Annotated in this window: 22 protein-coding genes; 19 read left to right on the top strand and 3 right to left on the bottom strand. The window is 34.9% G+C overall.

The window, feature by feature from the left end; all coding sequences use genetic code 11:
* Positions 1–54: 54 nt before the first annotated feature.
* Complete coding sequence (locus tag AZF04_RS13550) at positions 55–648, top strand: GNAT family N-acetyltransferase (protein ID WP_412459212.1); 594 nt, start codon at positions 55–57, stop codon at positions 646–648.
* A gap of 125 nt (positions 649–773) precedes the next feature.
* Entirely contained in the window at positions 774–2381 is a 1608-nt protein-coding gene (locus AZF04_RS13545; RefSeq protein ID WP_061949178.1) for a BCCT family transporter, read from the top strand.
* Between the two features lie 454 nt (positions 2382–2835).
* Here the strand turns inward: AZF04_RS13545 and AZF04_RS13540 are convergent, their stop codons facing one another.
* Positions 2836–3231 (bottom strand): GNAT family N-acetyltransferase, encoded by a 396-nt coding sequence (locus AZF04_RS13540; RefSeq protein ID WP_061949177.1) that lies wholly within the window; start codon positions 3229–3231, stop codon positions 2836–2838.
* 120 nt (positions 3232–3351) lie between these two features.
* Between AZF04_RS13540 and AZF04_RS13535 the strand changes: the two genes are divergently transcribed.
* The 10 genes from AZF04_RS13535 to AZF04_RS13495 all read left to right on the top strand — a co-directional run bounded on the left by AZF04_RS13535 (position 3352) and on the right by AZF04_RS13495 (position 11236).
* Positions 3352–3906 carry an HAD family hydrolase gene (locus AZF04_RS13535; RefSeq protein ID WP_235599990.1) on the top strand — a complete coding sequence of 185 codons (555 nt, stop codon included), beginning with the start codon at positions 3352–3354 and terminating at the stop codon, positions 3904–3906.
* Positions 3861–4010 (top strand): hypothetical protein, encoded by a 150-nt coding sequence (locus AZF04_RS21950; RefSeq protein ID WP_327020396.1) that lies wholly within the window; start codon positions 3861–3863, stop codon positions 4008–4010. The genes AZF04_RS13535 and AZF04_RS21950 overlap by 46 nt, the downstream gene beginning before the upstream one ends.
* A gap of 864 nt (positions 4011–4874) precedes the next feature.
* Positions 4875–5246 carry a GntR family transcriptional regulator gene (locus AZF04_RS13530; protein WP_045481556.1) on the top strand — a complete coding sequence of 124 codons (372 nt, stop codon included), beginning with the start codon at positions 4875–4877 and terminating at the stop codon, positions 5244–5246.
* 1 nt (position 5247) lies between these two features.
* The gene (locus tag AZF04_RS13525) at positions 5248–6129 is read left to right on the top strand and encodes an ATP-binding cassette domain-containing protein (RefSeq protein ID WP_061949176.1); all 882 of its coding nucleotides are present in this window, start codon (positions 5248–5250) and stop codon (positions 6127–6129) included.
* The gene (locus AZF04_RS13520; protein ID WP_061949175.1) at positions 6126–6821 is read left to right on the top strand and encodes a hypothetical protein; all 696 of its coding nucleotides are present in this window, start codon (positions 6126–6128) and stop codon (positions 6819–6821) included. Before AZF04_RS13525 ends, AZF04_RS13520 begins: the two co-directional genes overlap by 4 nt.
* Positions 6822–7144: 323 nt before the next feature.
* Positions 7145–8122: a metal ABC transporter solute-binding protein, Zn/Mn family gene (locus tag AZF04_RS13515; RefSeq protein WP_061949174.1), complete on the top strand. Its 978-nt coding sequence runs from the start codon at positions 7145–7147 to the stop codon at positions 8120–8122.
* 2 nt (positions 8123–8124) lie between these two features.
* Complete coding sequence (locus tag AZF04_RS13510; protein WP_061949173.1) at positions 8125–8886, top strand: metal ABC transporter ATP-binding protein; 762 nt, start codon at positions 8125–8127, stop codon at positions 8884–8886.
* The gene (locus AZF04_RS13505; RefSeq protein ID WP_061949172.1) at positions 8864–9769 is read left to right on the top strand and encodes a metal ABC transporter permease; all 906 of its coding nucleotides are present in this window, start codon (positions 8864–8866) and stop codon (positions 9767–9769) included. The genes AZF04_RS13510 and AZF04_RS13505 overlap by 23 nt, the downstream gene beginning before the upstream one ends.
* The gene (locus AZF04_RS13500; protein WP_061949171.1) at positions 9770–10654 is read left to right on the top strand and encodes a metal ABC transporter permease; all 885 of its coding nucleotides are present in this window, start codon (positions 9770–9772) and stop codon (positions 10652–10654) included.
* A gap of 102 nt (positions 10655–10756) precedes the next feature.
* Complete coding sequence (locus tag AZF04_RS13495; RefSeq protein ID WP_061949170.1) at positions 10757–11236, top strand: hypothetical protein; 480 nt, start codon at positions 10757–10759, stop codon at positions 11234–11236.
* Positions 11237–11275: 39 nt separating this feature from the next.
* Here AZF04_RS13495 and fosX read toward each other — a convergent pair whose 3' ends face one another.
* Positions 11276–11695, bottom strand: coding sequence for a FosX/FosE/FosI family fosfomycin resistance hydrolase (gene fosX, locus AZF04_RS13490; RefSeq protein ID WP_061949169.1), 420 nt, complete (start codon positions 11693–11695; stop codon positions 11276–11278).
* 614 nt (positions 11696–12309) lie between these two features.
* Between fosX and AZF04_RS13485 the strand changes: the two genes are divergently transcribed.
* From AZF04_RS13485 to AZF04_RS13455, 7 genes are all read left to right on the top strand, one after another.
* Positions 12310–13026, top strand: coding sequence for a response regulator transcription factor (locus AZF04_RS13485; RefSeq protein ID WP_061949168.1), 717 nt, complete (start codon positions 12310–12312; stop codon positions 13024–13026).
* Positions 13013–14017: a sensor histidine kinase gene (locus AZF04_RS13480; protein ID WP_061949167.1), complete on the top strand. Its 1005-nt coding sequence runs from the start codon at positions 13013–13015 to the stop codon at positions 14015–14017. The genes AZF04_RS13485 and AZF04_RS13480 overlap by 14 nt, the downstream gene beginning before the upstream one ends.
* 106 nt (positions 14018–14123) lie before the next feature.
* Positions 14124–14807, top strand: a complete 684-nt coding sequence (locus tag AZF04_RS13475; RefSeq protein ID WP_061949166.1) for an ABC transporter ATP-binding protein — start codon at positions 14124–14126, stop codon at positions 14805–14807.
* Positions 14804–17407 carry an ABC transporter permease gene (locus tag AZF04_RS13470; RefSeq protein WP_061949165.1) on the top strand — a complete coding sequence of 868 codons (2604 nt, stop codon included), beginning with the start codon at positions 14804–14806 and terminating at the stop codon, positions 17405–17407. The genes AZF04_RS13475 and AZF04_RS13470 overlap by 4 nt, the downstream gene beginning before the upstream one ends.
* Before the next feature lie 196 nt (positions 17408–17603).
* Positions 17604–18080 (top strand): ArsR/SmtB family transcription factor, encoded by a 477-nt coding sequence (locus tag AZF04_RS13465; protein ID WP_082795413.1) that lies wholly within the window; start codon positions 17604–17606, stop codon positions 18078–18080.
* A complete protein-coding gene (locus AZF04_RS13460; RefSeq protein ID WP_061949164.1) occupies positions 18077–19339 on the top strand; it encodes an MFS transporter in 1263 nt (420 codons plus the stop codon). The genes AZF04_RS13465 and AZF04_RS13460 overlap by 4 nt, the downstream gene beginning before the upstream one ends.
* Before the next feature lie 157 nt (positions 19340–19496).
* Positions 19497–19730: a hypothetical protein gene (locus AZF04_RS13455; RefSeq protein WP_061949163.1), complete on the top strand. Its 234-nt coding sequence runs from the start codon at positions 19497–19499 to the stop codon at positions 19728–19730.
* 16 nt (positions 19731–19746) lie between these two features.
* Here the strand turns inward: AZF04_RS13455 and AZF04_RS13450 are convergent, their stop codons facing one another.
* A complete protein-coding gene (locus AZF04_RS13450) occupies positions 19747–20319 on the bottom strand; it encodes a hypothetical protein (RefSeq protein ID WP_061949162.1) in 573 nt (190 codons plus the stop codon).
* Positions 20320–20373: the final 54 nt, after the last annotated feature.

Below are 20373 nucleotides of genomic sequence, written 5' to 3'. Positions count from 1 at the left end.
CAGTTTTAAAAAAAGACTTTACGTTTATATGTATTTTATTATAATAGGGTTAACATTTTTTATAAGGGGGTATTTATAATCAGAGTACAAGATATTTATGGAGATTTACCTGAGATAAAAACAGAACGTCTTAGACTAAGAAAATGGAAAAAAGAAGATTTGGAATCTTTATATGCATACGGCTCAAATGAAAATGTAACAAAATATGTCACATGGGATACGTATTCGTCTTATGACGATGCTGAGCGATTTATCGAACAAATTTTACAGCAATATGAACAGCAACAAATATCTCCTTGGGCAATTGAATGGAGAAAAACTGGTGATGTAATAGGAAATGTTGATTTCGTTAATTGGAATATCCAAGATCGTCGGGCTGAATTAGGTTATGTACTTAACGAGAGTTATTGGAACAAAGGAGTTATGACAGAAGCTGTTAAAGCTTTAATACAGTTTGGTTTTGAAAAGATGAATTTAGTTCGTTTAGAAGCAAAGTGCTTTGAAGAAAATATCGGTTCAGCTAAGGTAATGGAAAAATCGGGAATGCTCTATGAAGGAAAAATGAGGAAATATAAATATATAAAGGGTATTCACCAAAACATAAAGATATATTCGATTTTAAAAGAGGATTATGATGAGCATAAGTAGATGGTGCATTGTCCGGTAGGTCAATGCTTTTTCATGCTTTACTTACTTTTTAATTTGAAATTCATGAATCTCTTTAATTTGGTAAACCTACCATTAAGATCGAAACTACCAGAAGGAGCAAGCAAATGAAGAAGAAAGAAGCAAGTCAGGTTGGGTCCGTATTTTATTGGACTATAGGAATATTAACAATTTTAATTTTAACAGGAGTCATTTGGCCAGATTCACTTGAAACCATAACAGCAAAAGCTCAAGCATTTATATCTGATACTTTTGGTTGGTACTATATGATTGTCGTAACCATGTTTTTAATCGTTTGTCTGGTATTTGTCTTTTCGCCTTTTGGAAAAGTGAGATTAGGGAAAGATGATGATCGACCAGAATATAATTATCCCACTTGGATTGCCTTTTTGTTTACAGCTGGCCTAGGTGTTGGTTTATTGTTTTTTGGGGCAGCAGAGCCTATTGCTCATTATGCGATAAATGCACCAATGGCTGAAGAAGGCACCGGTCAAGCTGCTACAGATGCCATGGTTTATGTTTTTTTACATTGGGGCCTTCATGGCTGGAGTATCTATGCGATAATTGCCATTTGTATTGCTTATTTTAGTTATCGAAAAGACAAAAAGGGCTTAATCAGTGCTACTTTATCTCCATTATGGAATATGGATGGAAGATTAGGTAAAACAATAGATATTGTTGCAATAATTGCTACTCTTTCAGGTGTAGCGACTACACTTGGTTTTGGCGCGGCTCAAATGAATGGGGGTATTTCATTCCTTACAGGACTGCCAAATAGCTTTTGGATGCAGCTATTAATCATTGTGATTGCAACAGTTTTATATCTAATATCTGCAAGTACAGGGCTAGACAAAGGAATTCGAATTTTAAGTACGGTAAATATGGGCGTTGTTGGAGTTATCTTTCTATACTTCTTAATATTTGGTTCCACAATATTTTCGTTTAATTTATTTACAAATACGCTTGGAAATTACATACAAAATCTTCCTAGATTGAGTTTTCGATTGGCACCTACTAATGAAGAAGAGAGACAGTGGATTAATGATTGGACATTGTTTTATTGGGCATGGTGGATGGCTTGGTCACCATTTGTAGGAAGCTTTATTGCGAGAGTATCAAGAGGAAGAACGTTACGTGAATTTGTTGTAGCCGTCCTCGTTGTACCTTCTGTTATGGGTTTCATTTGGTTCTCTTTTATTGGAGGTACCGCTATAACATTAGAGAGCGCCGGGACCATTGTTTCTTCTTTAACAGAGGAAAAAGTTCTGTTTGGCGTAATGGAGAACATGCCTATTGGTACAATTATGTCTTATATAACCATTGTGGCTATTGCGATTTTCTTTATTACATCTGCAGATTCGGCAACGTTTGTTTTGGGCAGTCAGTCAACACAAGGTTCATTGAATCCGCATAATAGAATTAAGATTATTTGGGGAGTATTTATGTCCGGAACAGCAGCTGTACTGTTATATAGTGGTGGCTTGCAGGGAATTCAAAATACGATGATTTTGGTGGCTTTCCCTTTTTCCATTATTATGATTTTGATGGTCATATCCTTATTTAAGGCGCTTCAACAGGAGAGACTAAGAGAAGAAGCTGCAGAGCGAAAAGAACAGCGTGAATGGAAACGTTGGCGTAAAGAACAAGAAAAGAAACAAAGGAATCTAGATAAGCAAAAGAAAAAGCAGGATAAAACGAAAAAAGAGAAAGAATAAATAAAATGAGCAATGCTTATGTAAAAAAAGAGGGGAGAAAACACATGAAATTCCAGTTGTTTGCTCTCCTAAAGATATTCTGATAGGTTTATTTAAAAATTTTAAATGTAACGAGACTGCGACAATACTAACGAATGAATGCTTGCACACATGTTAGGTGCCCTGCTGTTCTCCATCAAGACACTTCGCGTCCGGTAGGGTGCTGCTGAACAAACTTTTTTAAGTGGATTTCGGCATAGCCACTTCCTCCCACTGGAGTCCTGCTTACGCCTTTCATATGGAATCTTACCCGTAAAAAAACCCTCCTTTCACACAGTAAGGAGGGTTTAGTGTTTGCATCCATTCCACATCAGTTTCAATTTTCTCTCACATAATCATCTTAAGACAGTTATAGTCTCGGCCTCATTGTTTGTTATTTGATATGTACCATTTTAAAACGGGATGTCTCACTCACTTATTTTTCTCTTGGTATAATGAAGCCATTCTTGACCGTTTGAAAGCCGATTTTAGGATAATAGTCCATTGCGTTTGGCGCCGATAACAACAAAAGAGCAACCTCTTGACCGATTTCTTCCTGAACAAGTGAGATTAGCTGTTTACCGATTCCATGCTTTTGATATTGATCATTAACAGCAAGGTCAGATAGGTAGCAACAATAACTAAAATCAGTTAAGGCTCTTGCTACACCTACTGGTTTATCTTGATCCCATGCGGTAATCAATAAATCAGCTTGATCCAGCATTTTCTGAAGCCTAGCTATATCGTTATAGGGCCTCTTAATTCCTGAGCTTTTGAAGATATCAGAAAGTTGATTTGCAGAAATTTTCGAATCTTTACTATATGTAATCATATTAGTTCTCTCCCCCTTTTATTGCATTACATTATAACAGAATGATACATGTCATGGAAAAAAATATTCTATTACCAATTAGTGTTAGACTAGAGGAAGAATAAACGGGGAGTGATTTTATTGATAAAAGCTATATGTTTTGATTTAGATGAAACTTTATTAAATAGAAGTGAATCTTTGTTAAATTTTTTAGTGAATCAATATGAACGGCAGTTATCCATTTTAAAAACAATTAATAAAAGCGTGTTTATTCAGAGATTTATTGAACTTGACCAGAGAGGCTATGTGTGGAAGGATAAAGTATATACGCAGCTTTTACAAGAAAATGGAATCAATCATTGTTTTGTTAATACTCTTCTTGAAGATTATATAAATCTCTTTTTTAAAAGTGCAAAAGCCTTTCCGTATATGCATGAAACATTAGAAAAGTTGCATGAAAAAGGGTATTTGATGGCGATTATTAGTAATGGTTTTGGGTCTTTTCAATATCGAAATATTGAAGCATTACATATAGAAAAATATTTTAAAAAGATATACATATCAGAATGGGAAGGTATAAAAAAGCCCGATTCACGAATTTTTGAATTAGCATTAAAAGAATTAGACGTTACGGCGAGTGAAGCTATTTTATTGGAGACCATCCTATTAACGATATTAAAGCAGCTAAAGATATAGGTATGAAAACTATTTGGAAAAATAACGGTGAGAAGCATGTAAATGAAGCCGATTATGAAATAAAAGAGTTAAATGAAATCGTTCCTATTATGATGAATCATTAGGAACTAAGCATAGCGATCGCTTTTATCAGAAGATGGAAGCATTGGTTATTGTAGTGAAATATGAAAGCATATAATGGATACATACACAAATAGGACCTTCCTTCTTATCAAAAGATGGAGGGTCCTGTTGTTTTTGTAAAGTCTCCTATGAAAACTAGCTTCTTAGTTAAATGAATTTCATCAATTCTCTATAAACGAATAAAACCGAACGTTTCTTATAAAATATATTTTAAACGTTTGCGAATTAACTTCTTGATTGAAACGGTAGGTAGTGACTCCCAAAGGATCAGCGCAGTCTGAAGATCCACTCTGACGACACACTGAATAGTCAGAGTTAGCTGAAGACAAGCCCTTGGGAAAGCATCTACCTAAAGTGAAAATCAAAAACCAAATCGACCGGTTGTCATTAAAAGATACGAAGGATGAAATGGGTTTAAGTGAACGAAACCGACCATTCATTTAAAAATGTCTGAAAGTTTGTGAATTCACTTCTTGATTGAAACGGTAGGTAGTGACTCCCAAAGGATCAGCGCAGTCTGAAGATCCACTCTGACGAAGCTCTGCGTAGTCAGAGTTAGCTGAAGACAAGCCTTGGGAAAGCATCTGCCTAAAGTGAAAATCAAAAACCTAACCACTCGGTTTTCATTATAAGATATGAATGATGAAATTGATTTAGTTAAATGGAGATTTTTCAAGGAAGTTTTTTGGGGGCTACTTTTAACTTTGCTTTATTTGAAGTTTAGCACTAAATGAGCCTATTTCTATTTTTATTGATAAAGAAGATTGACATATGACGATAATGGGTATATAGTTAACTACATAAGTAACTAACCAAGTAACCATATTGATAGAAGGGAGTTCAATATGTGGAGAATCTTAGATGAAAATAAACCAATCTTTCAGCAGATTAAAGAAATGATTGAAGATGAAGTTGTGAATGGAAACTTAAAAGAAGGAGAACAGGTGCCTTCTACCACTCAGCTTGTCTCGCATTATAAAATTAATCCGGCTACAGTATTGAAGGGATTTAACCAATTAGTAGATGCTGGTGTTTTATACAAGAAAAGGGGTGTAGGAATGTTTGTGGCAGAGGGTGCTTATAATCGTTTGAAGGAAAAAAGAAAGCTAGCCTTTAAAGAGGAATATATGAGGAGCATGCTACAAGAAGCGAACAGACTTGGCATAACCATCGAAGAAATTAAAACGATGATAGATACATTGAAAGGAGATGAGTAAAATGGAAAATGAGCTGCAACTAGACAAAGTGTCTTTGAAAATAGGAAACAAACGTATTCTTGAGGATATCTCCTTTTTAATAGAAGAAGACAAAATCTATGGATTACTAGGAAGAAATGGTGCGGGTAAAACATCCTTATTATCGATATTAGCAACGTTTAGAAAAGCAACTTCTGGAAGTGCGACTATGAATAATCAGGATATTTACGAAAACGCTGCCTACCTTGAAAGGGTCATTTTTATAAGAGATGTAAAAATGGATGAATGGCAGGTTGGAAAAAGGGTTAAAAATTGGTTAAAGGAGAATAGTCGTTTTAGACCACAATATGATGAAGAGTATGCGCTAGAGTTACTGAAGAAATTTAAAATTGACGTAAAGGAAAAAGTATACGAGCTTTCGAGGGGGAAACAATCTGCACTACATGTTGTGTTAGGACTATCTGTGCGAGCGCCTATAACGATATTTGATGAAGCGTATCTAGGAATGGATGCACCAGCTAGAGAAATTTTTTATGAAGAAGTATTAAAAGATTATATGGAGTATCCACGAACCTTTATTCTATCAACTCACCTTATTTCAGAGATGGAATCGATGTTTGAAGAAGTCTTAATTATTGATGATGGAAAGGTCATTATTCATGATAGTGCAGAGGCATTACGAGAAAAAGGCTTATCGATTACCGGTGCTACGGCTAAGGTAGAGTCTTTTGTGAAAGATAAAAAAGTATTAAAAGAACAAGTTTTAGGTGGAACAAAAAGAGTAATGATTTATGGAGATTTAAATGAGGACGAGAGAGGAAAAGCGAGTTTAGATGAACTGGAGCTTGGTCCCATCACGTTGCAAGAATTATTTATCCACCTGACGAAAGGAGAAGAGCAATGAAACAGCAGTCGAAATCTCTTTCTGTAGGTGTTCATTTATTTTTGACGATTGGCCATTGGATGATATATTATGTAATATTTTTCCTTGTCGCAATGCTTGGTGCTTATGTAATTTTACCTTTGTTTGATTTACAATGGGGACCATTAAGCGAAGAATACCAAATTTCCATTACACAAGCTTTCATGAATTCAGCACATATTTTCTTTTTTGTATGTGGAACACTCTCAATGGGAGGATTGATTAAGTATTATCTATCCGCAGGGATAACGAGGAAAGATTATTATTATGGGTTAATCATTTCAATTGGAGCACTAAGCATCCTTTTAACAGGCAGTGCCTTTGTTTTACAATTATTGGAGAATGTTGTCTTCTCTGTTGAGATTACTCAGCCCTTTACCATATTAGTGACCGTCCAACTCATATCCAAGATGTTCTTTTATTTCCTATTAGGTTGGTTCATCACGACTGCTTTCCAAAAAAATGTTTGGAGAGGGTTTGGCTCTATTATAGTATCTGGTGCAATGATTATGCTCTTTTCTGCGATATGGGGAGAGCCGATAAATCTACCTATTATTGATAGCATTCAATTTTCGCTTTCTTATCTTTTAGCGATATCTGGAACGGTTATCCTTATTTTAATTCTACTCTCCATTTTAAACTATTTATCGAAATATTTTGTTGTCAAAGCATAAATGAATTTGAATAGTGAAAATACCGAGCTGCTCTCTCTAATTCCTAATGTGGATGTGTTAGAGGCAGCTCTTTTTGTGAGAACTTTTTTAAGAAAAATGCTAATTACAGTAACCTATGTAAACAAAAAAGAATAGAAAATAGAAGTGTGGTTGAGTCGTTGAATTCAGTAAATTATTCTTGACACTTAGATTTGAACGGAGTAATATTTGCCTTAGGGAAACTTTTTTAGTTGGACGAACAAATATTTTATTAAGTTAAAAAAATATGATATGGCTAAATCATTAAAGTTCTATTATGAATAAATAAATAAGCATATACTAAAATGAAGTGGAGGAGATTAATTTTGTTTAAAAAGGGATTAACAGTTATGTTTGGTGTTGTTTTAGTTCTTATTTTCGCCGCTTGTAGTGAGTCGACTAGCAATGAAGGAAGTACAGGTGCTGATGGAGAGTCAGAAGGGAAAATTCATATTGTTACAACCATTGCTCAAATTGGAGAGCCATTGTCTATTATTGGAGGCGAGCATGTAGAGGTAAAAAGTTTAATGGGGCCGTCAATAGATCCTCACATGTATAACGCAACTCAAGGTGATATTAGTACGCTTGATGGAGCGGATATGATATTTTATAATGGCTTAGACTTAGAAGCAAATATGGTCAAAATATTTAATCAAATTGGGCAAAATAAGCCAGTATTAGCTATCGGTGAAACATTATCAGAGGATCAACTGCTTGAGGAAGAATTAGGGGTGATCGACCCGCATATTTGGTTTGATATTGATTTGTGGAAACAGGCATTAGAATCGGCAGTAGAGGAAATGAAGCTATTTGCACCAGAACATGCGGATGTATTTGAGGAAAATAGTCAGCGTTATTTTGAAGAATTAGATACACTTCAAGAAGATGCTCAACATAAATTATCAGAGATACCAGTTGAAAAACGTTATTTAATTACTGCTCATGATGCATTTGGATATTTTGGGGAAAAATTCGATATTGAAGTGGTTGGTTTACAAGGCTTAAGCACTGAAGATGAGGTAGGAGTTTCCGATATAAATGATACAATAGCCTTAATTAAGGAATATGGTGTTCCAGCTATTTTTGTTGAATCAAGTGTACCGAGAGAGCGTATTGAATCGGTCATTGAAGGTGCTGCTAGCTCAGGTCTAGAAGTTGAAGTTGGTGGAGAGCTTTATTCAGATGCAATGGGAGAAGACGGAACGGAAGAAGGAACATACTTAGGTATGTATCGATATAATGTAGATACGATCTATGAAGCGTTAGCTGGAGGAGCTGAGTAAAAATGAACAATATAGTCCTTGATGTAAAGGACTTGGCGGCATCCTATCAAAAAAATACCGTATTAGATAATGTGCATTTTAAAGTAGAGCAAGGCACCCTAACGGGTATTGTTGGTCCAAATGGAGCTGGTAAATCCACCCTCATTAAATCATTACTACAGTTACATCCTTCATTGAAGGGGGATGTAAAGTTTTTTGGTGAGGGCTTTCAAAAAGCGAAAAAAAGAATAGGCTATGTTCCGCAGCGTGGATCTGTTGATTGGGATTTTCCAACCGATGCTCTTGATGTAGTGACGATGGGATTGTATGGGAAAATTGGTTGGCTAAAAAGACCCTCTCGTCACCATAAAAAAAGTGCTTATGAGGCGTTAGCAAAAATGGGAATGGCTGATTATGCGAATCGGCAAATTAGTCAGCTTTCTGGTGGACAGCAGCAACGAGTATTTTTAGCAAGAGCTCTTGTGCAAGATGCTGATTTGTATTTTATGGATGAACCACTAGCAGGTGTTGACGCGGCAACAGAAAAAGCGATTATGGCTACTCTAAAAGAGCTAAAATCAAAAGGAAAAACCGTACTGGTCGTACATCATGATTTACAAACTGTTTCAAAATATTACGATCATGTTTTATTTTTAAATAAAACCGTTATGGAGCATGGAAAGACAGAAGACATATTTACCCCTGAAAACATATCCAAGACATATGGAGGCAATATGATATTCATTGAGGAGGAGAATATGCATGTGGTCGATTCTTCTCAGTAGTAATACACAGTGGGTACTTTTTAGTACGATGATTTTAGGAATTGCTGCTGGAGCTGTTGGTTGTCTAGCTTACTGGAAAAAACAAAGCTTGATGAGTGACGCTCTAGCCCATGCAGCTCTTCCTGGTGTCGTTATTGCTTTTATGATTATAGGTGAGAAAAATCTGTTTGTACTTATTATCGGTGCAGCGGGTAGTGCATTAATTGGGGCCCTTTTTATCCAATGGATTCGTTCCTCAACAAGAGTAAAAGAGGATACGGCGATGGGGATGATATTATCCGTTTTTTTTGGATTAGGTATTATGCTTTTAACGATTGTGAATCGATTACCAGGTGGTAATCAAAGTGGGTTAGATAGCTTTATATTTGGTCAGGCAGCCGTGATGGTCCGTTCTGATGTTCATACGATGATTATTTTAGCAGTAGTCGTTTTAGCAATTATTTTCCTTTTCTTTAAGGAATGGAAAATCTTTTTATTTGATCCTCAGTTTGCGAAAGGTCTTGGCTTTTCTATTAAGGGGATGAATGCTTTATATACCATTGTTTTGGTTACAACAATAGTCATTGGAATACAAGCTGTAGGTGTTATATTAATTGCTGCATTATTAATCATACCATCTGTAAGCGCAAGATATTGGACGCAATCCTTTAAATGGATGGTTGTATTATCTTCTACTATAGGCGGACTTTCTGGTGTTTTAGGAACGGCCATTAGTGCATTAGGAAGAGGCTGGCCGACGGGTCCCTTCATAGTAATGATGGCAGCCCTGTTCTTTATTGTGTCACTTGTGTTAGGAAAAGAAAGAGGTATAGTCATTAAGCATATTCAATTTAAAAAACATCAAAGGGAAGTTAGTCAAATGAAGGCAAAGGAGGCAAATTAATTGTATTATACAGCATGGATTATTTTGACCGCCTCTTTAGTTGGACTTTCATGTGGTTTAATAGGAGTCTTTTTGATTTTAAGAAAAATGGCAATGATGTCAGATGCGATTAGTCATACGGTATTGTTAGGGATCGTTGTCGCTTTTATGATGACAAGAGTCGTGACGGGTCCACATATGTTAATTGGCGCCATTTTAGCAGGGTTATTAACGACTTTTCTTGTTCAATGGCTTCATTCACTTGATATAGAATTACATGCATCAATGGGGATCGTCTTTACCACCTTATTCGCATTAGCTGTGATATTAATATCTACATCTGTCGGGAATGCTCATTTAGATGTAAAGCATGCGCTAATGGGAGAGATTACCTTTGTACCATTTGATACGTATTCATTACCTTTTTTAGGTCAGGTTCCTAAAACAACCGTTATGCTTTTTATTGTGTTGCTAATTGTGCTCTTTTTTATATTTGCACTTTATAAAGAGTGGAAGATTACTTCTTTTGATCCTGCTCTTGCAGCCAGCTTAGGCTTGCCGGTCGTCTTTTTACATTATTTATTTATGAGCCTTGTGTCCATAACAACAGTGGCTTCATTCGATGCTGTCGGAGCCATTATGGTCGTTGCTATGCTGATTACCCCTGCTGCCGCTGCTTATCTATGGACGGAAAAGCTATCGATTATGCTGCTTTTAAGTGCAAGCTTTGGTGTCATTTCTTCTATCGTCGGCTATTATATCGCATTTTGGCTCGATACTTCCATATCAGGATCTATGGCCTTTGCTACTGGACTTGTTTTTATTTTTAGTTTCGTATTCTCACCTAAGCACGGTTTACTATCAAAATGGATTAAGCCAGCTAGCACTACTTCAACTAATTATTGATTGGCTCGCTATGACCTAATGGTTTTATAAAAAGATAGGCAGCCAAAGCAACTTCCTTTAAAATAAACGTATGAAACAAAAATAAGGAAGGCGTTGAAAATAGTGAAGCCTATAGTAAATAGAAGCGAATTGCAAGAACGTACAGATATATGGAATGTGATGATTGAAGTATTTAGTGATGTGGAGCAAACGAATAAAGAGGAGCTATTTTTAAAAGGGCAGAGGTTAACCATTTATTTTAACGAGCTTGAGAGCGGTGGTCATGAATCGTTGATGAATTGGCATCAAAATGAATGGGAAGAAGCAGGAGCTGATTCTTATCTTAAATCGTTATCAACAAGCTTAGAGGAAATAGGTGCTCATCAATATGCAGAAATTATTAATCAGTATGGGTTAGATATATGGAAAGCGTTCCAAGATTTAGAAGACAATCCGAGTGAAGAGAGTGAAAGTGCCTTTTACTCGATCGTTGAACGAGCGGATGAGCAATACCATTCCCTAAATAGCCAATTGGAAGGCTTGTTAGAAGCATTCTATTTAAATACTTATGAGGAAATAATGGATATTAAAGAAGATGCTTAAAGAGATGGTTGTTTACCATCTCTTTTTTTGTTTTAGTTACTATTCTACATTATGTAGTGCCTTCTTATAGGTACTTAAGCGTTGATTTAGTGTGCCTGTATGAAGTTCAAACAGATTTTGATCGTAGTCATAAAAGTAAATAGAGTGTCCTTCTCCTTTTATTCTTTTCCTAGGAGGTCTAAGTTCTAATTGATGTTTGGCTATTTTATTTAAATAAAAATCGATATCGTCTTCTTGAATTTTAAATGCGATATGGTGATACGTTTTATTCACAATATTTTCATCTTCCATGATGGCGATCCATTGCCCACCAATGATAAAAAACGTTTCTTTGGAAAGAGAGAAGGTATTTTCGCCGCTATTATAAACTTCTCTCGCATCAAATAAATCTTTAAATAATTTACTAGTTCTTTCTAAATCCCTAACAATAAAGGTTATATGACTTACTCCCTCAATCAAGTTTGGTTCCTCCTTTAAAAATAAGTAATTGAATCCATTTCATCATTTATATCTTATAATGAAAACCAAGCGATTTGGTTTTTGATTTCCACTTTAGGTAGATGCTTTCCCAAGGGCTTGTCCTCAGCTAACTCTGACTACGCAGAGCTTCGTCATAGTGGATCTTCAGACTGCGCTGGTCCTTTGGGAGTCACTACCTACCGTTACAATCTACGAGACGAGTTAATTCACCAAGGTTCGTCTTTTAATGAAGACCGTACGGTTAGGTTTTTGATTTCCACTTTAGGTAGATGCTTTCCCAAGGGCTTTTCTTCAGCTAACTCTGACTACGCAGAGCTTCGTCATAGTGGATCTTCAGACTGCGCTGGTCCTTTGGGAGTCACTACCTACCGTTACAATCTACGAGTAATTTGCAAACATTCAAAATATATTTTATAAGAAACGTTAGGCTTCATTCACTTATAGAGACATGAAGAAATTCACTCAATTAAATAAATCAAAAAACGTTTTTATAAAAATGAATGATATATGATTATACTATGTATAATGAGGAAGAAGATAGGATTTTTTATCGGAAAAAACATAGAAAGATTTCCATGAGGTGGCTGATAAAAATGAAATTATTAGTAGTTGAAGATGATAAGACGATTGCATCAGGATTGGAATATTCCTTAGAACAAGAGGGATTTGATGTTATTCTTTGTCATAATGTAAGCTCTGCAAAGGAAGTAATTGAGAAACGGCTTTCTTCCATTGCTCTATGTATCTTAGATCTTTCTTTACCAGACGGTTCGGGCTACGAGCTTTGTCAATTAATTAAAGAAAAATCTGATACCCCTGTCCTTTTTTTAACGGTAGTGGATGATGAAGTGAATGTGGTATTAGGTCTAGACATGGGGGCGGATGATTATATAACGAAGCCATTTCGTATCAGAGAGCTACTATCTCGAATTAACAGTGTTTTACGAAGATATAAACGTCATTCGGATGTGACGCAAGACCCAAAAGACGACACCGTTATAAAAATAGGAGATTTATCCATTCATCCATTAGAGGGCAAGGTATTCAAGGATAAAGATGAATTGTTCCTAACAGCACTCGAATATCGCCTCTTAATGATTTTTGCCAATCATTTAGGACAAGTTCTAACAAGGTCACAGTTATTAGAATTGATTTGGGATGCGGCAGGGGATTTTGTTAATGATAATACACTCACTGTTTATATTAAGAGACTTCGTGAAAAAATGGAGGACGACCCTCAGAACCCTCTACTCATTCAGACAGTTCGTGGAATTGGGTATAGAATAGGAGAACAGCATGTTAAGAAATAAAGAGATTAGAATCATCCTCTTGTTGTACCCCTTTCTCCTGCTAGTTGCTACAGGTGGTGCCTTACTTATTTCTAGTCTTGCAGCTATATATGTTTTAGTTTGTGGAGTAGTCTTCGCTAGTGTACATTTTCTTTTTATCACATGGAGGTATAAGGAAATGGCAAAGTTATCTAGCTACTTAAGAGAAATTATTGCTGGTGATTATTCACTAGATATTCGTGATAACCAAGAGGGAGAGCTAAGTTTATTAAAGAACGAAATATATAAGGTAACCATGAAGTTATCGAATTATAGTAATAGTCTTGAAAATGATAAAAGTAAATTAACGGATGCGATATCAGATATATCTCATCAGTTAAAAACGCCTCTAACATCTATGACGGTGATGGCGGATTTATTAAGCAATTCAACCATCAATGCCGAAAAAAGAAAAGAGTTTGTAAGGAATATTCAATTTCAATTGGAAAGAATGGATTGGTTAGTCTCTTCTTTATTGAAATTATCAAAAATAGATGCTGGTACAATTATCTTTAAAAAAGAAAAAATGAATATGAAGCAATTAGTAGAAGATGCCTTAATTCCTATCTTAATTCCAATTGAATTAAAGGAACTCTCAATCGAAATGAATGGAATAGAAACCACTTCTTTTATAGGAGATAAAAATTGGACAAAGGAAGCTTTTATAAACCTGTTAAAAAATGCAGTTGAGCATACGAATGCAAAAGGAACCATTACAATTGATTATAAAGAAAATGCTCTCTATACAGAATTAAAAATAAAGGATAGTGGGAGTGGAATTGAAAAAAAGGATGTACCTTATATTTTTAAAAGATTTTATAGAGGTAGTAACGCTTCAGAAAGCAGTGTAGGAATTGGTTTAGCTATGGCTCATACGATCATTACAAGTCAAAGGGGAGACATTGAAGTGGAAAGTGAGTATGGGCTAGGGACCACTTTTTATATCAAATTTTATAAGGAAATCAGAAACTGAAAACCATTTTAGGTAAAGTGACTAATTCGTCACCAAAATAGTCACTGCATCGTCACCTTAAACAGATATAGTTAGTAGCATCAAAAGAAATATTGGAGGATTAATGATGGAGATATTAAAAATAGAAAATCTGTCAAAAACATATGGGAAAGGTGACACAGCGGTAAAAGCACTAGACCAAGTATCATTTTCAGTAAATAAAGGAGAATTTGTTGCTATTATAGGTCCATCTGGCTCTGGGAAATCAACACTTTTACACCTTCTAGGGGGAGTCGATTCCCCTACGACTGGGAAGGTTTTTATTGATAAGACAGACATGTATCAATTAAATGAGACACAGCTTGCGATTTTCCGTAGAAGACAAATTGGGCTCATCTATCAATTTTACAATTTGTTACCGATTCTTACTGTCGAAGAAAATATGATGCTGCCACTATTATTAGATTCTCATAAGGTCAACCCAAGGCATTTTCAAGAAACCGTCAAGCTACTTGGTTTAGAGGGGAGGTTAAATCATCTACCTAATCAGCTCTCTGGTGGACAGCAGCAAAGGGTTTCAATAGGAAGAGCAATAATGGGTAATCCTTCCATTATGCTAGCTGATGAACCGACTGGTAATTTAGATAGTAGAAATAGTAAGGAAATTGTCGATTTACTAAAATTATTTAACAAAACATATAATCAAACTTTAATCGTGATTACTCATGATGACCGAATTGCTCTTCAAGCCGATCGAATTATCTCAATTGAGGATGGTGTCATTGCTAAAGATGAGGTGATAAGGTCGTGAATATCGTTAATAAAGTTACTTTGAGGCATTTAAAGGAGAATAAGAAGCGAACACTTATTACCATTGTTGGCACGATTATTTCAGTTGCAATGGTTGTTGCTGTTGCTACTTTGGGTTCTTCTTTTTTAAATATGCTACAGCGAGATACGATTAAGACATTTGGTGAATGGCATGTCATGTATAATGAGTTGAATCAAGAGCAGATTGAAAGTATTCATAATGAAGCGAATACGAAGTCACTGTCTCTGATTAGAGATATAGGATATGCTTATTTAGAACAACCTACAGATGAAAATAAACCTTACTTATATATTAATGAACTGAATTTGTCAGCCTTTGAGCAAATGCAAGTTCAGCTATTGGAAGGGCGCTTACCACAAAACAACAGTGAAGTAGTAATCTCTGAAGAGATGTTGAATGGTTCCGAGAAGTTGATAGAAGTAGGGGATACATTAGAATTAGAAATAGGAGCTCGTTCAGCTAAATACGATGACTTTTTTATAAATAAAGGAGAAAACAGCTCATTATACACTATTGATGGAGAGAATAAGGAGTTTCTAATTGAGTTAGAAAAGAAAGAATATAGTGTTGTTGGGATTATAGAGGAACCACTTTGGGATCATTATTGGTCCTCGGGCTATTCAATTATTTCTCTATTAAATGAGCAGTCCCCATTATCTTCTGCTGATTACTTTGGCTATGTAACATTAGATAAAGTGAAAAGAACCGTTTTTGAAGAGGGAGAACGATTTGCAAAAGAACATCAAATCGAAAATGTAGATTTTAATCATGAATTATTGAGATATCAGGGAATAACGATTAATGACAATGTCCAAGCAACGATGTATGGTCTCTTATCCATTATTATGGTTGTTATAATGATTGGTTCCATCTCGCTCATATTTAACTCTTTTGCAATATCTGTTTCAGAACGCTCTCGTTATTTGGGGATGCTATCGAGTGTGGGGGCGACTAAGCGCCAAAAAAGAAACTCGGTTTATTTTGAAGGTTTTATCATTGGTGCTATTAGTATACCGATTGGTATTATTGCAGGAATTACCGGAATAGGAGTCACGTTAATTTTCGTTAACTCTTTGTTAGGTAGTATAGGTTATGATCAAGAGATGTCCTTAGTGATTTCCCCTGTTTCGATTCTCATTTCGGTACTCATCTCTACCTTAACTATTTTCATTTCAACCTATATACCAGCGAAGAGAGCTTCTAAGATTACAGCTATTGATGCTATTCGTCAGTCTCATGATATTAAACTAAGTAAAAAAACAGTCAAAACATCATCTTTTATTAAAAATTTCTTCGGAATAGAAGCAGAGATTGCATTAAAAAATATAAAAAGAAATAAAAAAAGATATTATGTAACGGTATTTTCTTTAATGACTAGTATTATTTTGTTTTTAACCGTCTCTTATTTTTCCTATAGTTTATCTAAATCGATGGAGCTTTCACAGGAGACCGTAAATTTTGATATTAGTATATCCTCTCATAATTCAGGTGGTCAATTGGATGAGCTTCTATCAAAGCTTGATCAAGTAGAGGGAATAACAGCAGAGAGTTTAAACCAGATGATTTACCTTACTACAAATGTTGAGAAAGAGTATTTACCTGACTCTCTATTACAATCTATCGAGGAAGTACCAGAGGAATTAGTGAATGGCAAGTATAGCTATGGTGTAGACTTGGTTTCAATGAATCAAAACATGTTTGAACAATACGTCACAAGTATTGGTTTAGACGTAGAGGATTTTGACCAAACAAACCAACATCAAGCTATATTGGTTAATCAAATACAATATGAAAATGCAGAACAAGGAAAGTATGTAGAAGGTGAATCCATAAAATTGCAGGAAGGCGATACTCTGCAATTAGAACTCACCACTTATTCTGAAGAAATCGATGATATGGTTGTGGATGAATATGGAGAAGTTGAGATTGGAGCTCTTACCAATGAACTGCCATTAGGAAATTTTTACTCTAACTTAGGTAGTATTATTCTAATCGTATCTCCAGCTGCTTTTGAAGGTATAGTCGATCAAATGGAATATGTTAATCATACATTGTATATTCAATCGAACGATCCGATTGCAACACAGGAGCAACTTGAACTAATGGACAATATAGATTTTATGAATATTACAAACACTTATATGCAACGACAAGCTGATGAAAACTTGTTGAAAATCATGTCAATATTTATGTATGGCTTTATCACATTGATTACGCTAATATCGGTAGCAAATATCTTTAATACGATTTCAACAAGTATTGCACTGAGAAAAAGGGAATTTGCGATGCTGAAATCAATGGGAATGACTCCAAAAGCGTTTAATAAAATGATTCGATTTGAGAGTCTGTTTTTTGGAATGAAAGCGATCTTGTATGGACTACCTATTAGCGTCATCATTATGTACTTGATTTATATGAGTAATCAGTATGCCTTTTCTTATACATTTACTTTACCATGGATTGAAATTATGATTGTTATGGTAAGTGTATTCATGATAGTAGGGTTAGCGATGCTGTACTCTATCTCCAAGGTAAAAAAGGAAAATATTATCGATGTATTAAAACAAGAAAATATTTAGTAGGTTAGAGGGGCGATTCTGAAGGTTACGAAAATAATCTAAGAATAGGCCCTTTTCGTTTAGGTAAGATGAGAATAAGCTAGAATTTTATAGTAAGTATAAATGATCTAAAAAATTAGATTAATTTAAAATAGTGGTTGCGATCTAAAAAATTAGATCATATAATAATTGTAGATTGATAAACGGAGGTTATATGATGGAGAAAAAAATGATGAGTATCAATTTAGAGCAACAGAAGCTTATTTCACATCCATTGCGTTCAAAGATTATCTATCTTCTTTCAGAAAAAGAGCTAACTTCAAAACAAGTTGCTGAATCATTAGACAAAACACCTGGCTCTATTCATTACCATATTCAGCAGCTTTATAAGATGGGAATTATTGAACTGACCGAGGTTAGAGAAAATAAAGGGATTAACGAAAAATATTATCGTTCAAAGGCAACCCATTTTAGGTTAGAAGGGGAGCAGCCCACACAAACAGAAGAAGAGACTGAAGTAGATAAGTATCAGACATATATTGATTTTAGCGAAGAGAATTTGAAGCAGTTTAAGGAGGATTATAATGAGCTTCTTATGAAATACTTGAAATTATCGGTGAATTATTCACATGAATCAAAGGATAGTTATCATTTAAAGCTGAGCTTTCTAAAAGTAGAGGAGGAGGAGCTTTGAATTTATTTTCGCGGAATTATAGTGTTTTGTTATCGGGAACCTTCATCAAAGCAGTAGGAACAGGGATTTATTCAGTTGCAGCGATGCTCCTCGTTTTAGAACTAACGAATAATGTTTTTTATTCCGGATTAACCTTTTTCTTTATTAACATTCCTAATATCATTGGATTTTTAATTGCACCATTTGCTAATTATATTTCATATAAAAAAGGCTTAATAGTTTGCGAATTTCTTAAGTCGATTTTATTATTAAGCATCCCTCTATTATATATGGTTGAAAGCCTACATGTATTTTATGTCATAGGTATCATGTTTTTGGTAGCGATGATTTCCCAATTTACTTACCCGATTGAATCAACGCTAGTGCCCGCTTTTGTTGGTGAGGAAAATGTTGTAAGAGCTAATTCTCTTATGAATATGCTGAGGGAAAGCCTAGATATTGTTTTTTTAGCGGTTGCAGGTCTCGTAATTGCTTTTATTGGAAATGCAGAGGTTGTTATGATAACAGCTGTTTGTCACGGATTAACAGGCTTTCTTTATATGCTATTTACATTTAAAATAGAGCCTACTACTTTAGAGAAGACCACTCTTCAAAGTAATGTGATACGTTACAAAAAAGATTTATCCGAGGGATTTCAAGTCATTTGGGGGTCACATCTTAAGAAAGTAGTTGTGCCGGCTATTGTGGTTAACTTCTTTACAGGTGGACTCTTTGCTATATTACCAGCGTTCTCCTTACAGCAAGGTGGCTCTGAACATTATTATGGTTATTATTTAGCGGCTTTAACATTTGGAATGCTTATAGGCTCTATGCTTACTCCATTATTAAAAGATATTGCCTTCGGAAAAATGATCGTTATTTGCTTCATATTCTCAGGATTATGTATGATTGGTGTCGGATTAGTTCCTTCATCAATAGGAATTGTATTAATGGCTATTGCATTCTTTTGGATAGCGGTAGTCAATATTCTTATTTTTTCACTTATACAATCAAAAGTTGAAATTAAGTTGGTAGGAAGAGTGATTACGGTCGTCTCCAGTATTGCTGGCCTCTGTACACCATTAGGCTCCCTTTTTGGTGGGTTTGTGGGTACAATCGAACTTCATTACCCTATCATTTTGGCAGGAATAGCTTTAGTCATAGTGGCTATTTACTATTATTTAAATAAGCGCTTAAGAGCCTTGCCTAAAATAGATGAAATTGAACTGCTTCTTAAAAAAACCTCGACTAATAAAGAAGTGAAAGTAGCCGATTCATAGAAATAAGACGCAGAATATTTAAAAAACTAAGCAATTCGCTTAGTTTTTTTGCCTCATCTGAAATAAATTACTTCATGCAACCAAAAAAGAATATGATAAAATAATAAACAGAAATTATAAAGTTATATCGTTAGGTTACTAAAGAGGTGAAAGCAGCTTGAAATTATTACTTTTAGTCATTCTTAGCACTTTAATCAGTTTATTAGCTTTTATGCTAAACCCCATTTTTGGAGCGATATTATGCTTAGGCATTTTATTAGGGGTGAACATGTGGATTGCACTAATGGTGAAGGATATTCACAATGAGCTTTTGTCCAATAAAACCAAGCAATCGATAGCAGACCGAGTATATGAAGAGTATGTTAAAGAAAAACATATGACAAAGCCTTGAGAAAATGATTAACATACTATTTATGCTTTGGGTTTTGTTGATGAAACCATTCGGCAATTTCAGGATAATTGTTTATTTTTAATATCTTGGGCTGAAATTCACCCATTTCAACTAGATGGAAATCATCATGAATCTGAACGATTAAAAATCCTTCGAACGGAGACGGGATTATTTCATCAACATCTAATCCGAGCTGCTCAAAAAAGGTAACAACTTGAGTTTTTTGTTCGGTTGATAGAGCTTGTATCTCATTAGCTTCTGTTGTTATACTTATTTCATCTGTTTCATTCACAGAGTTATTTATGTAAGAAGAAGCAGGTGTTGAGTTTCTTTTGAAAAAAATTTCAATAATTTCAGCAAAGCCAATTAAAAATAAACTAAATAAAAACTGATTATGATTAAAGCGTATGTACGTGATGAAATGATTAAGCAATTGTATAAATCTGTCATCATCGTAATAGAAATCATCTGAATAATAAAGCTGATATTCGGTATAAGTTTGAATGCTTGTAATGACGATGCTTAAGATAGTAAGGATACAACCACTCCAAAATAGGAACTTTGCTATTTTGTTTTGAAAACGTTTCATATCATACCTCCAGGTTATTAATGGTAAAATCGTATCATAGTTGTACGAATAGTT

Origin of the sequence: Alkalihalobacillus trypoxylicola (assembly GCF_001590785.1) — a bacterium.
GTDB lineage: Bacteria > Bacillota > Bacilli > Bacillales > Bacillaceae_D > Alkalihalobacillus > Alkalihalobacillus trypoxylicola.
This window is presented reverse-complemented; position numbering and strand designations above follow the sequence as displayed.